Below are 19,699 nucleotides of genomic sequence, written 5' to 3' on the forward strand. Positions count from 1 at the left end.
GGCGGCTGCCCATGTGAGAGCAGCGAATGGATTGCCAATCGACACATGGGCGCTAAAGACACGCGGATGAAAAACTTATCCTGGCATTCGAAGCTCGTCCTCGCCCTGATCGTGTTTTTGCCGGTCTACTTCGTGATCGCCGCGCTCGGCACAAAGGTTGGCCTGTGGAGTTGGGTGACGGGTCTTGTCAGCATGACGTTCACCGCCGGTCCGATCCTTCTGGGAATTGTCGCCGCGATCGCGCTAATTTCTCTCATCATCGGCCTTGTGAAAAAACCGCGCAGCAAGGTGACAATCGGCATCGCACTGGTCGGCGTTGTGCTGCCAGCCTTGATGTTTACCGGCTTCATGTCAGCGCGTTCGACCGCGGGCGAAAATCCGATCCACGATGTAGCGACCGACACAGCCGATCCCCCGCTATTTTCAGCCGAAACCTTGGCTGCGCGAGAGGAGAGCGGCGCTAATCCTCTGAGCGATTATCAGACGCCGCTTGGCGAGATCGAAATGTATGCGAGCAGCCCGCCCGAACTCGCTATCAAGAGCCATGCGCAGATCATCAACGATACCTATGCGCGTTTGTCGCCACTCCCGCTAGGCGGGGCGAGCAAGGCCGATGCAGTTGCTGCGGTGGCCGCAGCCATGGGCAATATGGGCTTCGTCGACATTCGCACTGATGTCGAAGCTGGCCGGGTCGAAGGCGTCGCCGAGACATTCTGGTACGGGTTCAAGGACGACGTCGTCGCACGCGTCGGCGATGAGGAAATTGATTTCCGTTCTGTCAGCCGTGTGGGCCGCAGCGATCTTGGCGCAAACGCAAAACGCATCGAGGAACTGCGCAACCGCGTCGCCGACCAGATTGGTCAGCGCTAAACCCGGTTCATCGAAACTGTGAGGCAGCCATTGCGCTGCGCTGAAAGACCGTGAGCACGCATAAAGCGGCATAGCCATATGCCAATACCCCGAACCAAGCGGGGAAGAGGCACATGGCGATAAACACTGCGATGGTCTCCGTCCCTTCGGCGAGGCCCGTTGAGTAGAAAAAGCTCTTCTTGCCGTGTGCCGTCGTTTCCTCACCGCGTTCGGCGGCGATGACGGCAAAGGCGAGGAAGCTTACTCCGGTGAGGACGAAACTCGCGACCAGAACCAGCGCTGGAAGCGTGTTCTGCGAAGCCATGACGCCGAAACCGAGCGGGATCGACACGTAGAACGCAAAGTCGGCCACGATGTCGAAATAACCGCCCAGCGAAGTTGGCGCGGTGGCGCGAGCAACTGCACCGTCAAGGCCGTCCAGCACCCGGTTGCCGATCACGAGCGCCAAACCAAGAAGCAATTCGCCCGAGGCAATCGCGAATGCTCCGCCAAGTCCTATCGCAAGACCGGCGAATGTGAGCATGTTGGCGGTTATGCCCATACGCGCCAGCAACCGTCCCACCCGGTTGAGCGGTGGGTCGATCAAGGGGCGCAGCTTTGCATCAAGCATCGCGTCAGGCCCCGAATGTCACTAGACCGATCCACGCGCCTGTCATGGCTGTGGCAATGTTTCCGGCGATCCAGCTTTTCATGCCGAGCCCAGCCGTCTCCGCACGGCGCTCAGGACACAAGGTTCCGATGGTCGAGACAAGTAAGCCCACGCTCGCGAGGTTGGCGACCCCGCACAAGGCGTATGTCACAATCAGCAGGCTGCGTTCTCCAAAGGTGTCTGCGGGCAAGGCTGCGAGTTCGAGATAGGCGACATATTCGTTGAGGATCGCCTTGGTTCCCATCAGACCGCCCGCGGCCTGCGCTTCGGCCCATGGTATGCCGATGAGCCACATGAAAGGCGCAAACAGCCATCCGAACAGGCGCTTCAGCGTGATCGGTTCATCTCCGACCAGCGGCAGCAGTGCGAGAACCTGATCGGTGAGCGATACAAGCGCGAAAATCACGATGATGACCGCGATGACTGCAAGGAACAGCTGCATCCCGTCCATCGTGCCCTTCACGATAGCGTCGATCGAGCTTTCATACTTGAGGCCCGGCTCATCCTCATCGGCTTCGGTTGCCGCGTCGTCCTCGCGCCCCGGCACCATCAGCTTTGCGATCAGCAGCGCAGCGGGCAGTGAAACCAGCGAGGCCGAGATCATGTGTCCAACCGCATCCGGCACTGTCTGACGAAGGGTCGTTGCGTAAAGGATCAGGATCGCTCCGGAAATGGTGGCCATGGCGAGCACCATGATCTGGAACAGCTCTGCCCGACTGACTTTCGAGAAATAGGCCCGCACCGCGAGCGGGCTTTCCACCACCCCCAGAAACATGTTTGCCCCGCCCGACAGGCCAACCACCCCGCTCACTCCCAGACTGCGTCTGAGCAGGAACGAGAGTCCGTTCACCAGCCAGCGCAGCACGCCCCAATGCCACAGAAGCGCCGCAAGCGCGGAGAACACAATTACGAGCGGCAGAATCTGGAAAGCGACGATGAGCGGCGGCTGTGCACCTTCCTTCAGCTCGAACGGAAGGTCAGCCCCACCGAGATAGCCGAACATGTAGGACGATCCGGCAAGGGTCGCCCGCTCGATCGCCGCCACGCCCTGATTGGCAAGCGTCACGACATCCCAGACAAACGGCACCCGCACGATCAGCAGCGCGAGCGCTGCCTGAAGACCGAGCGCCCCGATAATCCAGCGCCAGCCAGGCCGATTGCCGCGGTCTTCGCTGAAGGCCCAGGCGAGTGCAAGCAGCACCGCGATGCCGATGATTCCGCGAAACTGATCGAAATATTCCAAGAAGCGATCCCCTCGAGCGCTGCCTCTCTAGGCTTGCATCACCCGCGCCGCCAGTCGTGATACTTCTCAACCCATTTGAGCAAGGCTTCGGGCTTGTTCGCTTTCTTCCAGTTGCCAGCGGCAAATTTGTTTGCCTCTGCCATGGTCGGATAGGGGTGTATCGTACCGAGGATCTTGTTGAGGCCCAGCTTGTGTTTCATCGCCAGCGTGTATTCGGCGAGCAACTCTCCTGCATGGCTTCCCACGATGGTCGCGCCCAGGATTGTATCCTTGCCCGGCGGCGTGAGGACTTTGACGAAGCCTTTCGTCTCGCTTTCGGCGATGGCCCGGTCAAGATCGTCAAGGCCATAGGTCGTGACCTCGAACTCGACGCCCTGTTCGCGAGCCTCTGTTTCGTTGAGGCCGACGCGGGCGATCTCGGGATCGGTGAAGGTCACTGCCGGGATCACTCGATAATCGGCCTTGAACTTCCTGAACTGGCCGAACAGCGCATTGACGCTTGCATACCACGCCTGATGGCTTGCCGTGTGCGTGAATTGATACGGCCCGGCGACGTCGCCGGCTGCGAAGATGTTCGGGTACTTGGTCGCCAGAAATTCATCGGTGCTCACCGTCTTATCGGTGTCGACGCCAAGTTTTTCCAATCCGAAGCCTTTAAGACGCGCCTTGCGCCCGACCGCGAGGATCAACGCATCGTATGGGATTTCAACCTCGCCATTCGGACCTTTCGCGGTAAGCACCTTGTCGGCAAGGCGGACGGCCTCGTGCGAGGTAAGCACCTCGACGCCTGCCGCCTTGAGCGAAGCCTCGGCAATTTCGGCCACGTCTTCATCTTCGCGGCCCAGCAAATGGTCGCCCATCTCAACCTGAGTGACGTTCGATCCAAGCCGGGCGAGAGCCTGGCTGATCTCACAACCGATCGGACCGCCGCCGAGCACCGCAACGCGCGCAGGCGCCTCGTCCATTTGCGAGAACGCATCCCACATTGTCTCACTGGTGAGATAGCCTGAATTTTCAACGCCTTCGATAGGCGGGACAACCGGCTCGGCGCCGCTGGCGATTACGATACTGCGGGCGGTGAGGCGCTGCGTGCCCCCGTCATTCAGCGCAATCTCTACGGTCCATGGGTCGATGATGATCGCATATCCCTTGACCACATCGACGCCCAGACCTTCGTAGCGTTCGACGCTGTCATGCGGCTCGATCGTCTTGATGATGTCCATGACGCGGGTCATCGTCTTGCGGAAAGGCACTTCGGGTTTGACGGGCGTGATGCCGTAGCGGTCCGCATGCTGCATCGTGGCAGCGACCTTGGCGCTTTTGATCAGGGCCTTGGACGGCACACAGCCGGTGTTGAGACAATCGCCGCCCATCTCGTTTGCCTCGACAAGCGTGACCTTCGCCTTGACGGTCGCCGCGATATAGGCGCTGACGAGGCCAGCCGAACCTGCGCCAATAACAACCATATTGCGGTCGAACGTCTTGGGCTTGGAATAGCCAGCATAGACCTTGCGCCGCTTGATCAATGCGATGATACCCTTGGCGATCCAGGGCACGATGCCAAGCAGGACGAAAGAGCCGATCACCCCCGGCGAAGCGATGCCCGAAAGACTGTCGATCTGCGCCAGCTGCGTGCCTGCATTGACGTAAACGATTGTGCCCAGCAGCATCCCCAATTGGCTCACCCAAGCGAAGGTCCAGGTCTTGATCCGGGTAAGCCCCATGACGAGATTCACCACGAAGAACGGGAACAGCGGGATCATGCGGATGGTGAAAAGATAGAACGCACCATCGCGCTCCAGCCCGCTGTTGATTGCCTTCAGTCGCTCACCGAACTTGCTCTCGATCGTGTCGCGCAGGACATAGCGCGACGACAGGAAGGCAAGCGTTGCGCCAAGGGTGGAGGCGAAAGAAACCAGCATCGTACCCGCCACCAGTCCGAAGAGCGCGCCTGCTGCCAGCGTCATGATTGCTGCGCCCGGCAAGGAGGCAGCCGTGACAGCGACATAGGCTGCGAAGAACACGCCGAGCACTAGTGCGGGGTTGTCGTCGTAAAATGCGATCGCCTCGCCCGAGACCTGCTTGATACCCTCCAGCGTGAGGTACGAACCGAGGTCGAAGATGAAATAGGCGGCGATGAGCGCAGCCAGCGCGGCAAGAATGATGATCTTCTTCATGGGTGCCCCTTTGTACGACCCTTCTTCGCGCCGGTCGGCCAGTTTGTTACGCCTCTAGCCCGATCCGCCTGCAAGAACAGCGTATTTCCTTAGCCAGCGCATATCGATGAAGTGCTTGAGCCGCGAAACCCAGCGCCCCTTTGCACAAAGCGGTCCGTAACTCGCAATGGCGCGGCCATCCCCGGTCGACATCAGGTAGAGGTTGCTCCAGCGCGGCCGATAGGTGTCGCGCGGCTCCTGCCCTGCCATGACTGCGCGCAGGTTCGCGGCAAGCACTGGGCCGGCGAACACCGCGTGCACGCCTGAATGTGGCACGTTGCGATCCTGCCGGGACGCGACGTCGCCGACGGCAAATATGTGAGCGTGGGATGTTGAGCGCTGGTGCCGGTCAACCGCTGCGAACCCGGCCTCGTCCGTGGCGAGTCCGCTTTCTTTCACCCAATCGGGCGCGCCGCTGCCAAGCGCAGCTATAATCGTGTCGACCGGCTCCAATGAGGTTCGCCCGGCATACAGCCCACCCGCGGTGATATGCGCGTCTTGCTTCATGAGGCTGATCAACTGTTTTGAGAGTTGCTTCTCGACGGCCTTTCTGACCGATTTCGAAAAGTCAGGGAGCAATCCGGCTTCGCCCGATACGAGGATCACGTCCGGACCCCGCTCATCCGCTGAGCGATTGCGAAGTGCAAAGGCCAGTTCCACCCCGCCAGCCCCTCCGCCAATGACGGCTATTCTTCGTGACGGACCCAAAGTGTCGATCCGCTCAACGAAGTTTTGAATTGGTCGGACATCGACGAGACGCGGATCCTCGCCCAGAACATCGCGCGCCTGGCCGACACCGCCGGTGTCCAGCGAGGCGATATCGAACTCGATCCGCTCTCCGGTGTCGGTTTCGACCATGCGGGCATCGGGTTCGATCCGGCTGCACCGTCCCTCATGAAAGGTCGCACCTGCGCGCCGCGCCAATCCGGCCACATCGACCAAACCTTCGTCACGGGCATAATGGCCCGAAATCCAGCCGGGGACCGTTCCTGAATAGCGCAGATGGCTCGAAGGAGTGAGGATCGTTGCGCGATCGCATGGCAGCCCATTCCGGATCCAGTCGGCCAGCACCGCCACATGCGCGTGCCCTCCTCCTATCAGCAGCAGATGCTCCGGTTGGCGACGGGTAACAGGGTCCTTCATCGTGCAACGCCATTCCTGATTGCGCCTGCCGTGTCGAGCGCGAGCGCCTCTCAGCCAACGATTTTGCAAAAAATACAGCATTAAGCGCATTTCCTTGCTTTGACCGTGCGCTCTCTTGCATCTAAGGCGTTCTTCAATGCACTGGCCTGGTGGCCCGCTTCACTTGGACCGTTAAGGGATCATCCGGTCCCGGTAAGCGTTGATGCAGAAATCGACACAAGGCTGACTGGACAGGACAGCATAGATGGCCCTCGAGACCCCTACTCACGGCTCGAAAATTTCGCTGGTCACGTTTTTCCGGCACTTCTTCGCAATTTTGCGGCCCGAAGCCAGTTTCTACTGGCTGGCCATTGTCTACGGCGTGGGCATAAGCCTGCTTTCGCTGGCAACGCCGATCTCGGTGCAGATGCTCGTCAACACGGTCGCGAACACCGCGCTTACCGCGCCTTTGGTGGTTCTATCGCTGACCTTGTTTGGCCTCCTGATCCTGTTCGGCCTGCTCTATGCGCTGCGCATTCACCTGATGGAGCTTTTTCGGAGGCGTTTTTACGCTCGGATGGTTGCGGAGATTTCGCTGATTGCGGTCTATGCGCAGGACCCGTTCTTCTCCGATCGCAAGTCATCAGCGCTGTTCAACCGTTATTTCGACGTCGTGAACGTGCAAAAATCGCTGCCTGTGCTGTTCATCGGCGGCTTTTCAGTCGTGCTTCAGGTGGCAGTCGGTTTCGTTCTGGTCTCGCTCTATCACCCGCTGTTCCTTGTTTTCACGCTGGTTATGTCGGCGCTGATCTGGGTGATCTGGCTGATCTGGGGAGCAAAGGCGATCCGAACCGGCATCGACCTTAGCCACGCGAAGCACGAAACCGCCAACTGGCTCGAGACGGTCGGCGGGTCGAACGGCTTTTTCAAGTCAGAGCGCCGGGTCGACTATGCCCTCGACCGGACGGACGAATATACGCACGCTTACCTCGAACAACACAAACGCCACTTTCGCCAGCATTTCGCGCAGACGCTGGCGTTCCTGTTGCTCTATGCTGCAGCGAGCGCCGCGCTGCTCGGCCTTGGCGGATGGCTCGTCATTCAGGGTCAATTGACGCTCGGCCAGCTTGTCGCGGCGGAGCTTGTGTTGTCCGTGGCATTCTTCGGAGTGGCGCAGCTGGGCACATACCTCACCTATTTCTACGACCTTTGCGCCGCAGTTGAGGAGCTGTCGCTCTTTTACGATGTCGAGCAGGAGCAACCCTCTTCGCAGGACCCCGTCGATATCAGCGACCACACGCTGGTCTTCACCGGTGTGAAGGCGCGCGCGCGCAGTGACGAGGTTAAGTTCGACCTCGAAATTCCGAGCGGCGCGATCATCATGGCGGCAACGCGACACCATGGCATCCAGCGATTGTTCACCAACCTTCTCAAGATGCACGTGCGCCCCGAGACAGGCTTCCTGACCATAGGCGGCACCGATTTCAGGGACATCGAGGGATACAATCTCAGGAAAGACGTCCATGTCCTTGAGCGCGCGACTTTCGTTGGCATGACAATCCGCGAGTACCTTGCCTTGTCCTGCCCCGACGCCGCGAGCCAGCGCATGGTCAAGGCGCTTGAAACCGTCGGGCTGATCGACACGATGTCAAAGCTCGACAAAGGGCTCGACACGCCCATCGCTTACACGGGGCACCCCCTCTCAGCGGTCGAGGTGCAGCAATTGAAACTTGCCAATGCGCTGCTCGAACAGCCGCGCATTCTGGTGCTGAGCCCGCTGTTCGACCTTGTCAGCGAACGGCATCTGGCAGCTGCAATTCGCGAACTGCGCGAACAGGCCTATTCGACCGTGATCTACTTCTCGAACCGCGAGACCGATTTGGGCTTCGACAGGTTCCTGTATCTCGATGTCGACCAGCAGGGGTATTTCGAGGATTTCGAGCATTTCCATGATGTTGTGGGAGCATCACAATGACCCTGCGCGCACTGCACATGAAGCATTTTACCGCGCTTCAGGGCGTGCGAACGCCGTACGTGTTCCGGACGATTTTCGTGACCGTTCTGATCGCCATCGTGCTCGCTGTCCTGTTCCTGATTTACGTACCCTGGGTGCAGACCACAGGAGGTCGCGGGACCGTAACGACGCTCAATCCCAATGAGCGCCAGCAGGAAGTCAATGCGCTCGTCTCGGGCCGCATCGAGGAATGGTATGTTGGCGACGGCAGCCGGGTCCAGAGAGGCGATCCGATTGTTCGTATCGCCGATATCGACCCGCAATTGCTGCAAAGGCTCGAAGCTGAGCGCGGCCAGGTCGAAATCCAGTTGCAGACAGCCCGCAACGCGCTCGCAACGGCAGAGATTGACCTTCGGCGTATGCAGGAGTTGTTTCAGGCAGGTCTGTCGGCGCGCCGCGAATATGAGCAGGCTCAAATCCGGGTCGAGGAAATGCGCGGTAATGTGGCCGCTGCAGAAGCAAGCCTCGTCAGGACCGAGACGAACCTTGCCCGTCAGTCCGAACAGTTGATCACAGCCCCTCGCAACGGCTTCATCCAGTCGATCAATGCGGGCGACGAAGCAACTTTCGTGAGCGCCGGGCAGGTCCTTGCAACCTTCGTTCCCGAAACGCAGACGCGGGTTGTGGAAGTGTTCGTCGATGGCCGCGATGTCGCTTTGGTCCAGACCGGAGAAGAGGCACGGATTGAATTCGAAGGCTGGCCCGCGGTGCAATTCAGCGGATGGCCATCGGTAGCCATTGGCACCTTCCCGGGCATTGTCGAAACGGTCGATCAGGTCGCTCAAGCTGACGGGCGTTTTCGTGTGCTGATCAAGGAAGATCCCAATGCCGAAGAAGGCTGGCCAGAAGACCGCTATGCCCGTATCGGGACCGTAGTGCGGGCGTGGATCCTTCTGGAAACCGTTCCTGTCGGTTATGAAATCTGGCGTCAGCTGAACAACTTCCCGCCCGAGCTTCCGCCGGTGAGTGCTGACGGCTCTACCAATGGGTCGCAGGGCAACTGATCATGACGGTCCGCTCTGCCATCAGAGCCGCCATGCTGTGCGTTGCAATTGTTGCTGCGCAGCCTTCTTACGCGCAGGATATCGAGCCTCTCGAGGAACCGCTTGAACAGGCCCTGCGCACAGGTCCGCTTTTGCCCAGGGAAGTGTTGCGTTCATCCGCCCTCACATTCCCGAGCATTCTCGAAAGCTTCCAGCGTGAAGCAGCCGCCCGGTCCGACCAGCTTGCAGCCGATGGCGCTTTCGATCTGATACTCGAAGGGGAAGCCTACGACCGCGTCACCGGCACATTTTCAGGTGGCTATGCCGAAGTCGGCGCGCGCCAACCGCTCGCCCCGATGGGTGCGGAAATCTACGGGACCTATCGCCTGTCCGACGGCACCTTTCCGATTTACGAAAATATCTACAACACCAATCAGCTCGGTGAATTCAAGGTCGGCGGCCTCTTGTCGCTGCTACGCAACAACAGCATCGATCAGCGGCGTTTCGCGGTCGAGGACAGCCGGCTTGCCGCAGGTCAGGCGCAGCTCGATGTGCTTTTGGTGCAATTGCAGGTCCAGCACGAAGCGCTCGGCGCATATTGGCGCTGGGTCGCGGCAGGCGAGGAAATCCGCGTTTACGAAGAATTGCTCGAAATCGCAGAAGCGCGCGCAGTGGGCCTTTCGCGCGAGGTTGGTCTGGGTGCACGGGCACAGGTCGACCTGATCGAGAACGAACAAAATGTCCTTCGCCGCCGCACGCTTCTCGCTGAGGCTCAGCGAACCTTCGCTGTGGCTGCGACCTCGCTTTCCTATTATCTGCGCGATTATGACGGTGAGTTGATCGTTCCCACCCGGGCGAACCTGCCCACCTCTGACGTCATCGCTGAACTGCCAGACATGGCGAGCCTGATGGCGATCGAGATGAGCGAAGTGCTTGCGAACCGGCCCGAGCTTCAAAACTTTCGTCTGGCAATCGAGCGCGCAGAAAACAAAGTTGCCTTGCGCGAGAACGACTTGCAGCCCGATCTTCAGCTGCGAGCCGAAGTCTCACGCGATTTTGGAGCGATCGGGGATGGTGGTTCGACTTTCGACTCCACAGATACCACGGTCGGTGTGACCTTCACTGTTCCGTTGCAGCGACGTACAGCGCGCGGACGGCTTCAGCGCGCTGAAGCAGAATTGCGCGAGATCGAACTTCGCGAACGGCGTGTCGCTGACCAGATCGCAGTCGAACTCGACAACATCCTCACGAACCTCAATGCCTCGCTAAGGCTAGCCGATTTGGCGACTGAAGAGATCGAGCAGGCTGAAGCGATGGTCGCGGCGGAGCGCAGGCGTTTCCAACTGGGCGCAGGCGATTTTTTCAGGGTCAACCTGCGCGAGGAAAGCGCGGCGGACGCCAAAATTCGCGGCATCCGCGCACAGCTTGTCGGAAGGCTCGCCACCGCAAGCTACAATGCGGCGGTGATGAACCTCGATGAGCTAGGTCTCGAATAGGCTCTAAGTGCTCTGGCGCCCTTCGATCAGGCGATCGACGAGAGACGGGTCCGCAAGTGTGGATGTATCACCCAGCGAGCCGTAGTCGTTTTCTGCCACTTTCCGAAGGATGCGGCGCATGATCTTGCCCGAACGGGTCTTGGGCAGGCCGTCGGTGAACTGGATCTGGTCAGGCGTCGCGATTGGACCGATCTCCTTGCGCACATGAGCGCGCAGCTCCTGATAGAGTGCGTCGGACCCTTCGACGCCAGCGTTGGTGGTGACATAGCAATAGATGCCCTGCCCCTTCACATCATGCGGGTATCCGACCACGGCGGCCTCTGCGACCTGAGGGTGGAGCACCAACGCGCTTTCGACTTCAGCCGTGCCCATCCGGTGGCCTGAGACGTTGATCACGTCGTCCACGCGGCCCGTGATCCAGTAATACCCGTCCTCATCGCGCTTGCACCCGTCGCCGGTAAAGTATTTGCCGGGGTAGGTAGAAAAGTATGTCTGCACGAAGCGATCATGATCGCCGTAAACGCTGCGCGCCTGACCCGGCCAGCTGTGCGTGATGCACAGATTGCCTTCGGTCGCTCCCTCCAGCACCGCCCCGTCATTATCGACCAACTGAGGGCGAATGCCGAACATCGGCAGCCCCGCGCTCCCCGGTTTCATGTCGTGCGCGCCGGGAAGGGTCGTGATCATGCAGCCGCCGGTTTCGGTTTGCCACCAGGTGTCGATGATTGGGCAACGGCCTTCTCCGACCACATCGAAATACCATCTCCAGGCTTCGGGATTGATCGGCTCTCCCACGCTTCCCAGCAAGCGGAGCGAGGACCGGTCGCGGCTGGTCACGTAGCCATCACCTTCCCGCATCAGCGCGCGGATCGCGGTGGGTGCCGTGTAGAGAATGTTGACCTTGTGCTTCGCCACAACATCCCAGAAACGCCCGAAATCGGGGTAGTTGGGAACACCTTCGAACAGCACCTGCGTCGCGCCGTTCATCAGCGGGCCATAAACGATGTAGCTGTGCCCAGTGACCCAGCCGATATCCGCCGTGCACCAGAACACCTCACCCGGCTGATAATCGAAGATGTAGTTGAAGGTGGTGGCAGTCCAGACGCCGTATCCGCCGGTCGTATGCAGCACGCCCTTGGGCTTTCCGGTCGATCCTGAGGTGTAGAGAATGAACAGCGGGTCCTCTGCGGACATAGTCTCGCAAGGGACGTCAGCGTCCGACCTGACGGCGTGGAACCAGTGATCGCGCCCTTCGACCATCGGCACGTCGAGGCCGGTGTGCTGCACAACCAACACTCCGGTCACATCGACCCCATCGACATTGAGAGCGGCGTCGACATTGGCTTTGAGGGGAACGCTCTTTGCGCCGCGTTTGCCTTCATCGGCTGTGACCACGAAGCGGCTTTCGCAGTCGATGATACGGCCTGCGAGCGCTTCGGGTGAGAAGCCGCCGAAAACGACCGAGTGGATCGCGCCGAGCCTTGCGCAAGCAAGCATGGCAGTCACACCCTCTACGATGTTTGGCATATAGATTGTCACGCGCTCGCCCCGGGTCACGCCGATGGCTTTCAGGGCGTTGGCCATATGAATGACTTCCGTGTGCAGCTGGCGAAATGTGAGTGTGCGCGAAGGCGTTGTAGGGTCGTCAGGCTCGAAGATGATGGCGGGTGTCTCCCCGCGGCTTTCGAGATGACGGTCAACCGCGTTGTGACACAGGTTCAGGGAACCGTCGGCAAACCACTTGATATCGACAGGGTCGTAGCTCCATTCCCCGCCCTTGCTCGGCTGCGTGGTCCAGTCGAGACGCTTGGCCTGTTCGAGCCAGAAACCATCGGGATCAGCCAGCGAACGCTCATACATGGCCGCATACTGGACTCCGGTACAATGGGACGTATGCGTCTGGTCTGGGCGCGCGACAAATCCGGTCATCATCTCTCTCCTTGGCAACGGTTCTTAAGGGGCGTCAGGGCCGCCTGTCCATTGTTCAATCAAGGGATTTGAGAGCCTCGGTGGTGTCTATGTCCACCAGCCAGTTGGGCGGGCACAAGATGGCTTCGCCACGTGAAAGAAGGTCCCGCGCGCCGATGTCTCCTTCACGCGATGCGAGAGCGGAAAAGTGGTCTTTTCCAAAAGCTGCCGGCGGGGAGCGCAGAGTGTGATAGGCGGAAACCGCAATGGCCTGTGGTCCACAAAGCGCGCCGATGAGCGCCATGAAATGCCCCTTCGGGACCATCGGCATGTCGGCAAGTGCAATTATAAGACCGTCGAGTTCCTCGGCCTCGGCCATCCGGGCCGCGCAGGCCACCGAAGTGCCCATTCCTTCAGACGCCCTTGGATTGACAATGGGTTTCAAGCCGCAATCCTGCCAGACCTGTTCGCAGGCATGACCGATGCGCGAAGTGATGACCCATGACACGGCGAATTCTTCGACCGGAATGGCTAGCGCCGCGTGGTCGCCCAGCCGTCTGCCTCTGAAAATGGCAGCAAGCTTGTCACCGCTGCCGAACCGCCGTGATGACCCAGCGGCAAGCAGCGCAACGCCAAGACGCGGCGCATCAGCCAAGGTCGTTCTCAAACCGGGTTTCCTCGTAGGTCCGAATGACCTCTCCAAGCGTAGACAGCGCGAGCGTCCTCGGATCGCGCGAAGAGTGAAACAGCCCTATTGGCGCGCGGATCATGGAGAGCGCCTCGTCGCTCAGTCCTTTTCTGGAGAGAGCATCAGTGCGAAATGCATGCGCTTTTCTGCCACCCATCGCGCCCAGATAGAAATGCGGCTGCTCAAGCGCGCACCGCATCAGGTCGATCTCCCAGTCGTGATCGTGGAACAGAAAGATCGTGGCGGTCCACCGATCGCTGGCAAGCAAATCGGTCTGGCTCGTTCGCTCAAGCAGGGTCGCCTCAATCCCCTGCGCTGTAAGCCCGCCGATCATTCGCTCGTCCGGCGTGAGGATGCGGGTCGAGCAACCATGTGTGCGGCCAAGCACAGCCAAAGCCTCAACACCTGCACCGTGTCCGACGATCTGCAACAATGGCTGAGGCCAGTGACCGAACGTCGCCGTGCCCTCACGCGCATCGAATGTTGCAGGCATCCATTCGCTTACGTGCCGGGCACCGTCGGGGCCAAGTCTGATCGAGAAAGGTGAACGCTCCGCGATGGAATTCAGGCATTCCAAAGCAAGGCCCGCGTCGGCGAGCGGCTGAAAATGGAGGTCGAGCCCTCCGCCGCAGGGCAGCTTGATATCGAGGTAGGGCGAGCCTGCGCCAAACCGGACAATCCGCGCAGCGCCCGCATCAAACACCCGCCGCGCTTCCGCGACCACTGCGTTCTCGATACAGCCACCCGACAAGGAGCCTTCGAAGGAGCCGTCTTCGGCAACGCCCATGATCGTGCCGGGATTGCGCATGGAAGACCCCTCGACCGCGACCACGGTGACCAGAACGCAGCGCTGGCCCTTGTCGATGGCTCCGGCGAGAAATTGGCAGACTTGCTTGATATCCAATTGTCTTACTCGCCGTTCTCGACAGGCGTTTGACTGGCGGGCTGATCGCTGAGGTGGGAGAGATAGGCGATCAATGCGCGCCGAAAATCAGGTTCTCTCACCGTACCGCGCTGCATATCGGTTCCCGGTACATACCCTTCCGGGTCAGCGAGGTAGGCATCCAGGCTCACGGCATCCCACGTGATGCCTGAACCGCGCAGCGCGTCGGTAAAGAGGTAACCGTCCAGACTGCCTGCCTCTCTCCCGATAATCCCGTGAAGGTTCGGTCCGGCGGCAGAGCTGCCACCGGGCGCGAGCGTGTGACATCCGTCGCACATGCCAAAAACCTCACGTCCGAAGGCGATTTCCTCTGCGGAATACGGCGAAGTCTCATCTCCCTCGGAATTACCCTTCGTATCGAGGCCGTACTGCGCAAATGCGCCGACATTTGCCGAGAGGACGACCAGACCCGCTGCGCCGATTGCGCGAAGCTTCATTTGCCCACCTGCGCTCAGGTAAATTGCTTCGCTATGGGAAGATCGCGCAAACGCCTGCCGGTCGCAGCGAAGATCGCATTCGTGAGGGCCGGTGCTGCCGGAGGGAGGCCGGGTTCGCCCGCGCCGCCGATTGGCACAATACCGCTGTTGATGACCGCAACCTCGATATTGGGCGTCTCGTCGATCCGCAGCATCTTGTAATCGTGAAAGTTGCTCTGGACGATCGCGCCGTCCTCAAGATCAAGCTCGCCATACATGGCGGCAGTCAGGCCAAAGACGATGCCGCCTTCGATCTGGTTTGCAAAACCATCGGGATTGACGACATAACCCGCATCGCAAACCGCCCAGGCATTGAGCATCTTCGGTTTGCCCGAACTCATGTCCACGTCGATCACTTCAGCGACAATAGTGCCGAAGCTCTCAACGATGGCAACACCCTTTGCTGTGCCTTGTGCGCCAGGTGTGTCCCAGCGGCTCATCTCTCTCAGCTTTTCGAGCACCGCGACATGGCGCGGCGAGCCCGAGACCATTGCCATGCGGTAATCCATCGGGTCGCTGCCCGCTGCGTGCGCCGCTTCGTCGATAAAGCTTTCAATGAAGAACCCGTGCTGTGAATGGTCGACTGACCGCCATGCTGCGAACGGCAGGTGAAGCGGAGCTTCGGCGACGCGGACGCTGGTGTTGGGTATCGCGTAAATGCCCGGAACACTGGCCTCGGCAGGATCGTGGCGCTGGGTGAAGACGTTGTCGTAAGCAACTAGAGCGCCATTTTCGTCAAGCCCGCCTTTGAAGCGGCTGAGTTCGGCGGGACGATAGAGCGCCTTTTGGGTATCTTCCTCGCGGCTCCAGATCGACTTGACCGGATAGCCTGTCGCCTGCGCAACCCGCGCGGCCATCACTGCATACACCGCTTCCAGACGTCGCCCGAAGGAACCGCCAAGATAGGGGTGATGGACGGTGATATCGTCCTTCGAAATTCCGAGCGCATCGGAGAGCGCGGAGCGGACCATCAACGGGACCTGAGTGCTGGTCCACACGTCGCATTTGCCGTAGATCACCTGCGCGGTGCAATTGATCGGCTCCATCGGCGCATGGGCGAGATAGGGCGCCTTGTATTCAGCCTCGATCACAATGGCGGCGCTTTCGAGGGCGGCTTGCGCATCGCCTTTCGCTGCCGCTTCCTCACCTCCGGTTGCGCCAGCTTCGTCGAGCGCTCTTGCGTAAGCAGCGAACTGGTCCTGCGTGGATCGGATGGGGCTTTCGGCTTCGGTCCAGGTGACGTCGATCTGACCCAGCGCCTGCTGCGCCTGCCAGTAACTGTCGGCCACCACCGCGACGAAATCGCCCATGTTTAGGATCTGGAGCACGCCGGCCATGGTTTGGGCCTTTGACGCGTCCATGCTGGCGACGCGCGTACCGGGCACCGGAGGGCGAACGCTTGCCGCATAGGCGTAGTCCACGCCTTCGGGCGCAGCGTCGATGCCGAACTTGGCGGTGCCATCGACCTTTGCGGGAATATCCGTGCGCGCCTTGCTTTTCCCGATCAGGCGATACTGATCGGGTGATTTGAGCTCGGGTGTCTGGTCCATGGGCTGCTCTGCCGCCGCGGTCGCAAACTCGGCATAGCTCGCCTGCCTGCCGCTCGCCGCATGGATCAAGGTACTGTCGCGCGTTTCGATCTCACTCGCGGGCACACCCCACTCATCAGCTGCCGCGCCCACCAGCATCTTGCGTGCTGCCGCTCCGGCTACGCGCATCTGGTACTGGCCGGTGGTACGGATCGAGGACGACCCGCCGGTCAACATTGCATCGGCAAGTCGCCCGATCTGCGTGAAGAGGCCGTTCCAGGTTGGCTCGATCCAGTCCGCCGCGTTCATCGTGAACGGAGCAACGAACATGCGAGCCGTATCGGTCACGATGTAGGAGCCGTCCGTCGGGGCCTGCATGACATTGACCTTGCTCCAGTCCGCATCAAGCTCATCCGCGAGCATCTGCGCGAGGACCGAATGAGCGCCCTGCCCCATCTCGCAATGAGGGACGATGGCGGTCACGATGTTGTTGGTGTCGATCTTGACCCAGCTGTTGACTAATTGCTCATCCGCGCCGGGCGCGACTTTGGAGGACAGCTTGCCGATCGGGTTGCCGGGTCGAACGCCGATGCCGATAAGCAGACCGCCGCCTGCCAGCACACCGGCGCCGATGAAGCCGCGCCTGCTCCATTTGGCGAGGCGCGAGCGTTCTTTCTTCTCAGGAGACATGTCGTTCATGGCTTATGCCTCCTCATTACGGGGTTGAGCCTGCCCGGCGGCGACTTTGATCGCACGCCGGATGCGCGTGTACGTACCGCAGCGGCAGATATTGCCGCGCATTGCCATATCGATGTCTTCATCGCTCGGGTTCGGGTTGTCGCGCAGCAGGGCCGTCGCGCTCATGATCTGGCCCGACTGGCAATATCCGCATTGCGGAACCTGCTCGCTGATCCACGCCTTCTGGATTGCGGAAAGCTCCCCTTCAGGTCCGGCGACACCTTCGATAGTGGTGACTTCGCGGCCTTCGGCCTGCGAAATCGGTGTCGAGCAAGAGCGCACAGGCTGACCATCAAGATGCACGGTGCAAGCGCCGCATTGCGCAATACCGCAGCCGAATTTCGTGCCGGCAAGTCCCGCCTTCTCACGAATGACCCAAAGGATCGGCATCGCGGGATCGGCGTCAATTGTCACCGACTCCCCGTTCAGGATGAAACTTGCCATATCAATTAATTCCCCGAGCGCTCTTGAGTTGCTATCCGCAATCTATCTGATGGGCGCGATCTTGTAAAAGGGAACGACAGTGGACACGATTACCTTCGACGACTTCATGGCGGTCGATGTGCGCGCAGGCACTGTGACCAAAGCCGAACCTTTCCCGGAAGCGCGCAAGCCCGCGATCAAGCTGTGGGTTGATTTCGGGGGTGAGATCGGCGTGAAGAAAAGCTCGGCTCAAATCACCGATCATTATTCGCCCGATGGGCTGGTCGGGCGCATGGTTATGGCGGTGGTCAATTTTCCGCCCCGGCAGATCGGGCCGTTCATGTCCGAGGTGCTGGTTCTGGGCTTCCCTGATGCTTATGGCGCGATCGTTCTCGCTGGGCCAGATCACGACGTGCCCAACGGCGCGCGGATGGCTTAGGCAAGGTCGCCCAAAGCATCTTTGAGTGGGTCTAGCCACGGCTCGAACGGCTTCCACGCGCCCTGCCCTTTGCGATTGATCGGCTGGCGCACCTGCTCGCTCGACGCCGTGCGCACGGCGCGGTCGGTCTTGTGGAACGACAGGCATTGTTCCTCAAAGGGCACTTCGAGGTATTCGAGCATCCGCCTTGTCTGCCCTTCAAGATCGTCGAGAACGTCCTCGTGCTGCACGCGCAGGACCTTGCCGGGAAGCACCTTGTCCCAATGATCCATCAGGTCGACATAATCGGCATAGTACCGGCCGATCTCGTGTAGCCCGTAGGTGAACTCCTGCCCCTGTGCGAAAAGCTGCTTGAAACCGGAAAAGCAGCAATCCATCGGCGCGCGCCGCGCATCGATGATCTTTGCGTTGGGCAAGATCAGATGAATCAGGCCGATATGCCGGAAGTTGTTCGGCATCTTGTCGATAAAGAACGGCGCGCCCTGACGGTGAATGCGGGTGTTCTCAATGAATTGCTGGCCAAACTTTGCGAAGTCGTCAGCGTCTAAATCGTGAAGGTTGGCCGGATAAAGCGGTGCCCCCGCCTTGCGCCCGCGCAACCTGTGAGCAAGCGCGAGAATGTCGGGAAGCTCAAGTGTACCGTCGATCTGCGAATGGCTGGCCAGAATCTGCTCCAGAAGAGTTGAACCAGCGCGTGGTAATCCGAGGATGAAGATCGGATCGGGCGCATCGTGGCCGGTCCCTGCGTGCTTTTCGAACAGGTCTCGGGTGGCGAACGCCTTTTGCCGCGTAAGTTCGTCAGTCATACCCTTGGCGCTGTATCGGGTCTGAGCGCGCTTGAGCGCGTTGCCCTCATCATAGTGAGTGAAGCTCGCTTCATACTCACCGCGATCCTCCAATGCCTTGCCCAGAGCGAAGGCTATGTGCACCCGGTCCATGAAAGCCAGATCGGATCTTGCTGACTGCATACGCATCGCCTCGATCTCAGCATCGGTGAAGCGATAGGTCTTGAGGTTGGCGAGAGCATAATAGGCATCACCGTGATCGGGACGCGCAGCGAAGGCGGCTCGGTAACTTGCGACCGCATCGTCCTGCTTTCCCATAGTTTTCAGCGCATGCCCCTTGCTCGTAAGGGTCGAATGGTCGCGAGGCAGCTTTTCGAGCACCTTGTCGAACAGTTCAAACGCGCGTTCGTACTCGCCAGCCTGCATGCTCTCTATCGCGAGGCGCGACTGAAACAGGGCGTTGTCAGGGTCGCGCGCATAAAGCGCCTCGGCTTCTTCGCAGGCGCGTTCGAACTTCTGCTTGCGCCGAAGAACGTCGATGAAATCGAGACGCAACTGGATGTTCTCAGGTTCGAACGTGACGGCTGTTTCGAGCAGGAACTCCGCATCATCCAGAACGCCCAGTTCGACGCCGATCCTCGCAAGCAACCGCATGCCTTCGACATCGCGCGGCTTCTGACGCAGGTGATGGCGGCAGATTTCCTCCGCCCGCAGCAAGCGCCCTTCGTGAAAATGGTTGGTGACCGCGACCAGTTCGCGCGGCAGCCGGCGCAAACGATCAAGCTGAGCCTGCGCGGCAGCAGCTTCGTCACTTCGTCCCAGCTGACCGGCCAGCCGCGCCTGTTCGCGCCAACTTGCCTCAAGAGCCGAATTGAACCGCGTGGCTTGGGCAAATGCGGCCAGCGCGGCCTGCTCATCACCGCGAGCAAGCGAGAGATGCCCCTCCTCCTGCCATGCGCGGCCATATTCCGGCATCGCTGCATGAAGCCGCTGGAGATACCCCGACGCATCTTCGAACCGCTTCAGATAGCGGCACGCGACTGCCGCCATGTATAGCGCCTCGCCATCTGCCGCCTCGTCCGACAACACAGCCTCGACATGCGCCAGCCCCTCGGCGAAGCGACCTGCCTGCAGCGCTGTCTGCGCGAGTTTCAGCTGTTCATCGCGTGAACTCATC

16 protein-coding genes are annotated in these 19,699 nt (G+C 60.2%); 5 read left to right on the forward strand and 11 right to left on the reverse strand.

Going from position 1 to position 19,699, the window contains the following annotated elements; translation table 11 throughout:
• Nucleotides 1-66 precede the first annotated feature (66 nt).
• A complete protein-coding gene (locus tag CD351_RS14035) occupies nt 67-870 on the forward strand; it encodes a DUF1499 domain-containing protein (protein ID WP_111993218.1) in 804 nt (267 codons plus the stop codon).
• 7 nt (nt 871-877) lie between these two features.
• Here the strand turns inward: CD351_RS14035 and CD351_RS14040 are convergent, their stop codons facing one another.
• From CD351_RS14040 to CD351_RS14055, 4 genes are read right to left on the reverse strand one after another with little or no spacing between them, the layout of a single operon-like run.
• A complete protein-coding gene (locus tag CD351_RS14040; RefSeq protein ID WP_111993219.1) occupies nt 878-1,480 on the reverse strand; it encodes a CDP-alcohol phosphatidyltransferase family protein in 603 nt (200 codons plus the stop codon).
• A gap of 4 nt (nt 1,481-1,484) precedes the next feature.
• The gene (locus CD351_RS14045) at nt 1,485-2,762 is read right to left on the reverse strand and encodes a NupC/NupG family nucleoside CNT transporter (RefSeq protein WP_111993220.1); all 1,278 of its coding nucleotides are present in this window, start codon (nt 2,760-2,762) and stop codon (nt 1,485-1,487) included.
• A 38-nt stretch (nt 2,763-2,800) separates the two neighbouring features.
• Complete coding sequence (locus CD351_RS14050) at nt 2,801-4,939, reverse strand: FAD-dependent oxidoreductase (RefSeq protein WP_111993221.1); 2,139 nt, start codon at nt 4,937-4,939, stop codon at nt 2,801-2,803.
• A gap of 54 nt (nt 4,940-4,993) precedes the next feature.
• Nucleotides 4,994-6,121 (reverse strand): FAD-dependent oxidoreductase, encoded by a 1,128-nt coding sequence (locus CD351_RS14055; protein WP_111993222.1) that lies wholly within the window; start codon nt 6,119-6,121, stop codon nt 4,994-4,996.
• Nucleotides 6,122-6,365: 244 nt separating this feature from the next.
• Here CD351_RS14055 and CD351_RS14060 point away from each other — a divergent pair, with 244 nt between their 5' ends.
• From CD351_RS14060 to CD351_RS14070, 3 genes are read left to right on the forward strand one after another with little or no spacing between them, the layout of a single operon-like run.
• Nucleotides 6,366-8,075, forward strand: a complete 1,710-nt coding sequence (locus tag CD351_RS14060; protein WP_111993223.1) for an ABC transporter transmembrane domain-containing protein — start codon at nt 6,366-6,368, stop codon at nt 8,073-8,075.
• Complete coding sequence (locus tag CD351_RS14065; protein ID WP_111993224.1) at nt 8,072-9,118, forward strand: HlyD family secretion protein; 1,047 nt, start codon at nt 8,072-8,074, stop codon at nt 9,116-9,118. Before CD351_RS14060 ends, CD351_RS14065 begins: the two co-directional genes overlap by 4 nt.
• A gap of 2 nt (nt 9,119-9,120) precedes the next feature.
• Entirely contained in the window at nt 9,121-10,593 is a 1,473-nt protein-coding gene (locus tag CD351_RS14070) for a TolC family protein (RefSeq protein ID WP_234027145.1), read from the forward strand.
• A gap of 3 nt (nt 10,594-10,596) precedes the next feature.
• Here the strand turns inward: CD351_RS14070 and acs are convergent, their stop codons facing one another.
• From acs to CD351_RS14100, 6 genes are read right to left on the reverse strand one after another with little or no spacing between them, the layout of a single operon-like run.
• Nucleotides 10,597-12,522, reverse strand: coding sequence for an acetate--CoA ligase (acs, locus tag CD351_RS14075; RefSeq protein WP_111993771.1), 1,926 nt, complete (start codon nt 12,520-12,522; stop codon nt 10,597-10,599).
• Nucleotides 12,523-12,577: 55 nt separating this feature from the next.
• Nucleotides 12,578-13,156 (reverse strand): NTP transferase domain-containing protein, encoded by a 579-nt coding sequence (locus CD351_RS14080; protein ID WP_162627742.1) that lies wholly within the window; start codon nt 13,154-13,156, stop codon nt 12,578-12,580.
• Nucleotides 13,149-14,093, reverse strand: coding sequence for an XdhC family protein (locus CD351_RS14085; protein WP_111993226.1), 945 nt, complete (start codon nt 14,091-14,093; stop codon nt 13,149-13,151). Before CD351_RS14085 ends, CD351_RS14080 begins: the two co-directional genes overlap by 8 nt.
• Nucleotides 14,094-14,098: 5 nt before the next feature.
• The gene (locus tag CD351_RS14090; RefSeq protein ID WP_111993227.1) at nt 14,099-14,569 is read right to left on the reverse strand and encodes a cytochrome c family protein; all 471 of its coding nucleotides are present in this window, start codon (nt 14,567-14,569) and stop codon (nt 14,099-14,101) included.
• Between the two features lie 14 nt (nt 14,570-14,583).
• A complete protein-coding gene (locus tag CD351_RS14095) occupies nt 14,584-16,836 on the reverse strand; it encodes a molybdopterin cofactor-binding domain-containing protein (protein WP_111993228.1) in 2,253 nt (750 codons plus the stop codon).
• Between the two features lie 3 nt (nt 16,837-16,839).
• Nucleotides 16,840-17,319, reverse strand: coding sequence for a (2Fe-2S)-binding protein (locus tag CD351_RS14100; protein WP_111993229.1), 480 nt, complete (start codon nt 17,317-17,319; stop codon nt 16,840-16,842).
• Between the two features lie 79 nt (nt 17,320-17,398).
• Here CD351_RS14100 and CD351_RS14105 point away from each other — a divergent pair, with 79 nt between their 5' ends.
• On the forward strand, nt 17,399-17,737 hold the full coding sequence (locus CD351_RS14105; RefSeq protein WP_111993230.1) for a tRNA-binding protein: 339 nt from the start codon (nt 17,399-17,401) through the stop codon (nt 17,735-17,737).
• Here the strand turns inward: CD351_RS14105 and CD351_RS14110 are convergent.
• On the reverse strand, nt 17,734-19,698 hold the full coding sequence (locus tag CD351_RS14110) for a tetratricopeptide repeat-containing sulfotransferase family protein (RefSeq protein WP_111993772.1): 1,965 nt from the start codon (nt 19,696-19,698) through the stop codon (nt 17,734-17,736). The genes CD351_RS14105 and CD351_RS14110 overlap by 4 nt on opposite strands.
• Between the last annotated feature and the right edge of the window lies 1 nt (nt 19,699).

Origin of the sequence: Erythrobacter sp. KY5, from assembly GCF_003264115.1 — a bacterium.
GTDB lineage: Bacteria > Pseudomonadota > Alphaproteobacteria > Sphingomonadales > Sphingomonadaceae > Erythrobacter.

Excerpts from the sequence above, each read along its gene's own strand:
- acs (WP_111993771.1), bottom strand. The coding sequence starts at position 12,522 with ATGACCGGATTTGTCGCGCGCCCAGACCAGACGCATACGTCCCATTGT.
- CD351_RS14050 (WP_111993221.1), bottom strand. The coding sequence starts at position 4,939 with ATGAAGAAGATCATCATTCTTGCCGCGCTGGCTGCGCTCATCGCCGCC.
- CD351_RS14040 (WP_111993219.1), bottom strand. The coding sequence starts at position 1,480 with ATGCTTGATGCAAAGCTGCGCCCCTTGATCGACCCACCGCTCAACCGG.
- CD351_RS14070 (WP_234027145.1), top strand. The coding sequence starts at position 9,121 with ATGACGGTCCGCTCTGCCATCAGAGCCGCCATGCTGTGCGTTGCAATT.
- CD351_RS14035 (WP_111993218.1), top strand. The coding sequence starts at position 67 with ATGAAAAACTTATCCTGGCATTCGAAGCTCGTCCTCGCCCTGATCGTG.
- CD351_RS14090 (WP_111993227.1), bottom strand. The coding sequence starts at position 14,569 with ATGAAGCTTCGCGCAATCGGCGCAGCGGGTCTGGTCGTCCTCTCGGCA.
- CD351_RS14060 (WP_111993223.1), top strand. The coding sequence starts at position 6,366 with ATGGCCCTCGAGACCCCTACTCACGGCTCGAAAATTTCGCTGGTCACG.
- CD351_RS14095 (WP_111993228.1), bottom strand. The coding sequence starts at position 16,836 with ATGAACGACATGTCTCCTGAGAAGAAAGAACGCTCGCGCCTCGCCAAA.
- CD351_RS14055 (WP_111993222.1), bottom strand. The coding sequence starts at position 6,121 with ATGAAGGACCCTGTTACCCGTCGCCAACCGGAGCATCTGCTGCTGATA.
- CD351_RS14065 (WP_111993224.1), top strand. The coding sequence starts at position 8,072 with ATGACCCTGCGCGCACTGCACATGAAGCATTTTACCGCGCTTCAGGGC.
- CD351_RS14100 (WP_111993229.1), bottom strand. The coding sequence starts at position 17,319 with ATGGCAAGTTTCATCCTGAACGGGGAGTCGGTGACAATTGACGCCGAT.
- CD351_RS14110 (WP_111993772.1), bottom strand. The coding sequence starts at position 19,698 with ATGAGTTCACGCGATGAACAGCTGAAACTCGCGCAGACAGCGCTGCAG.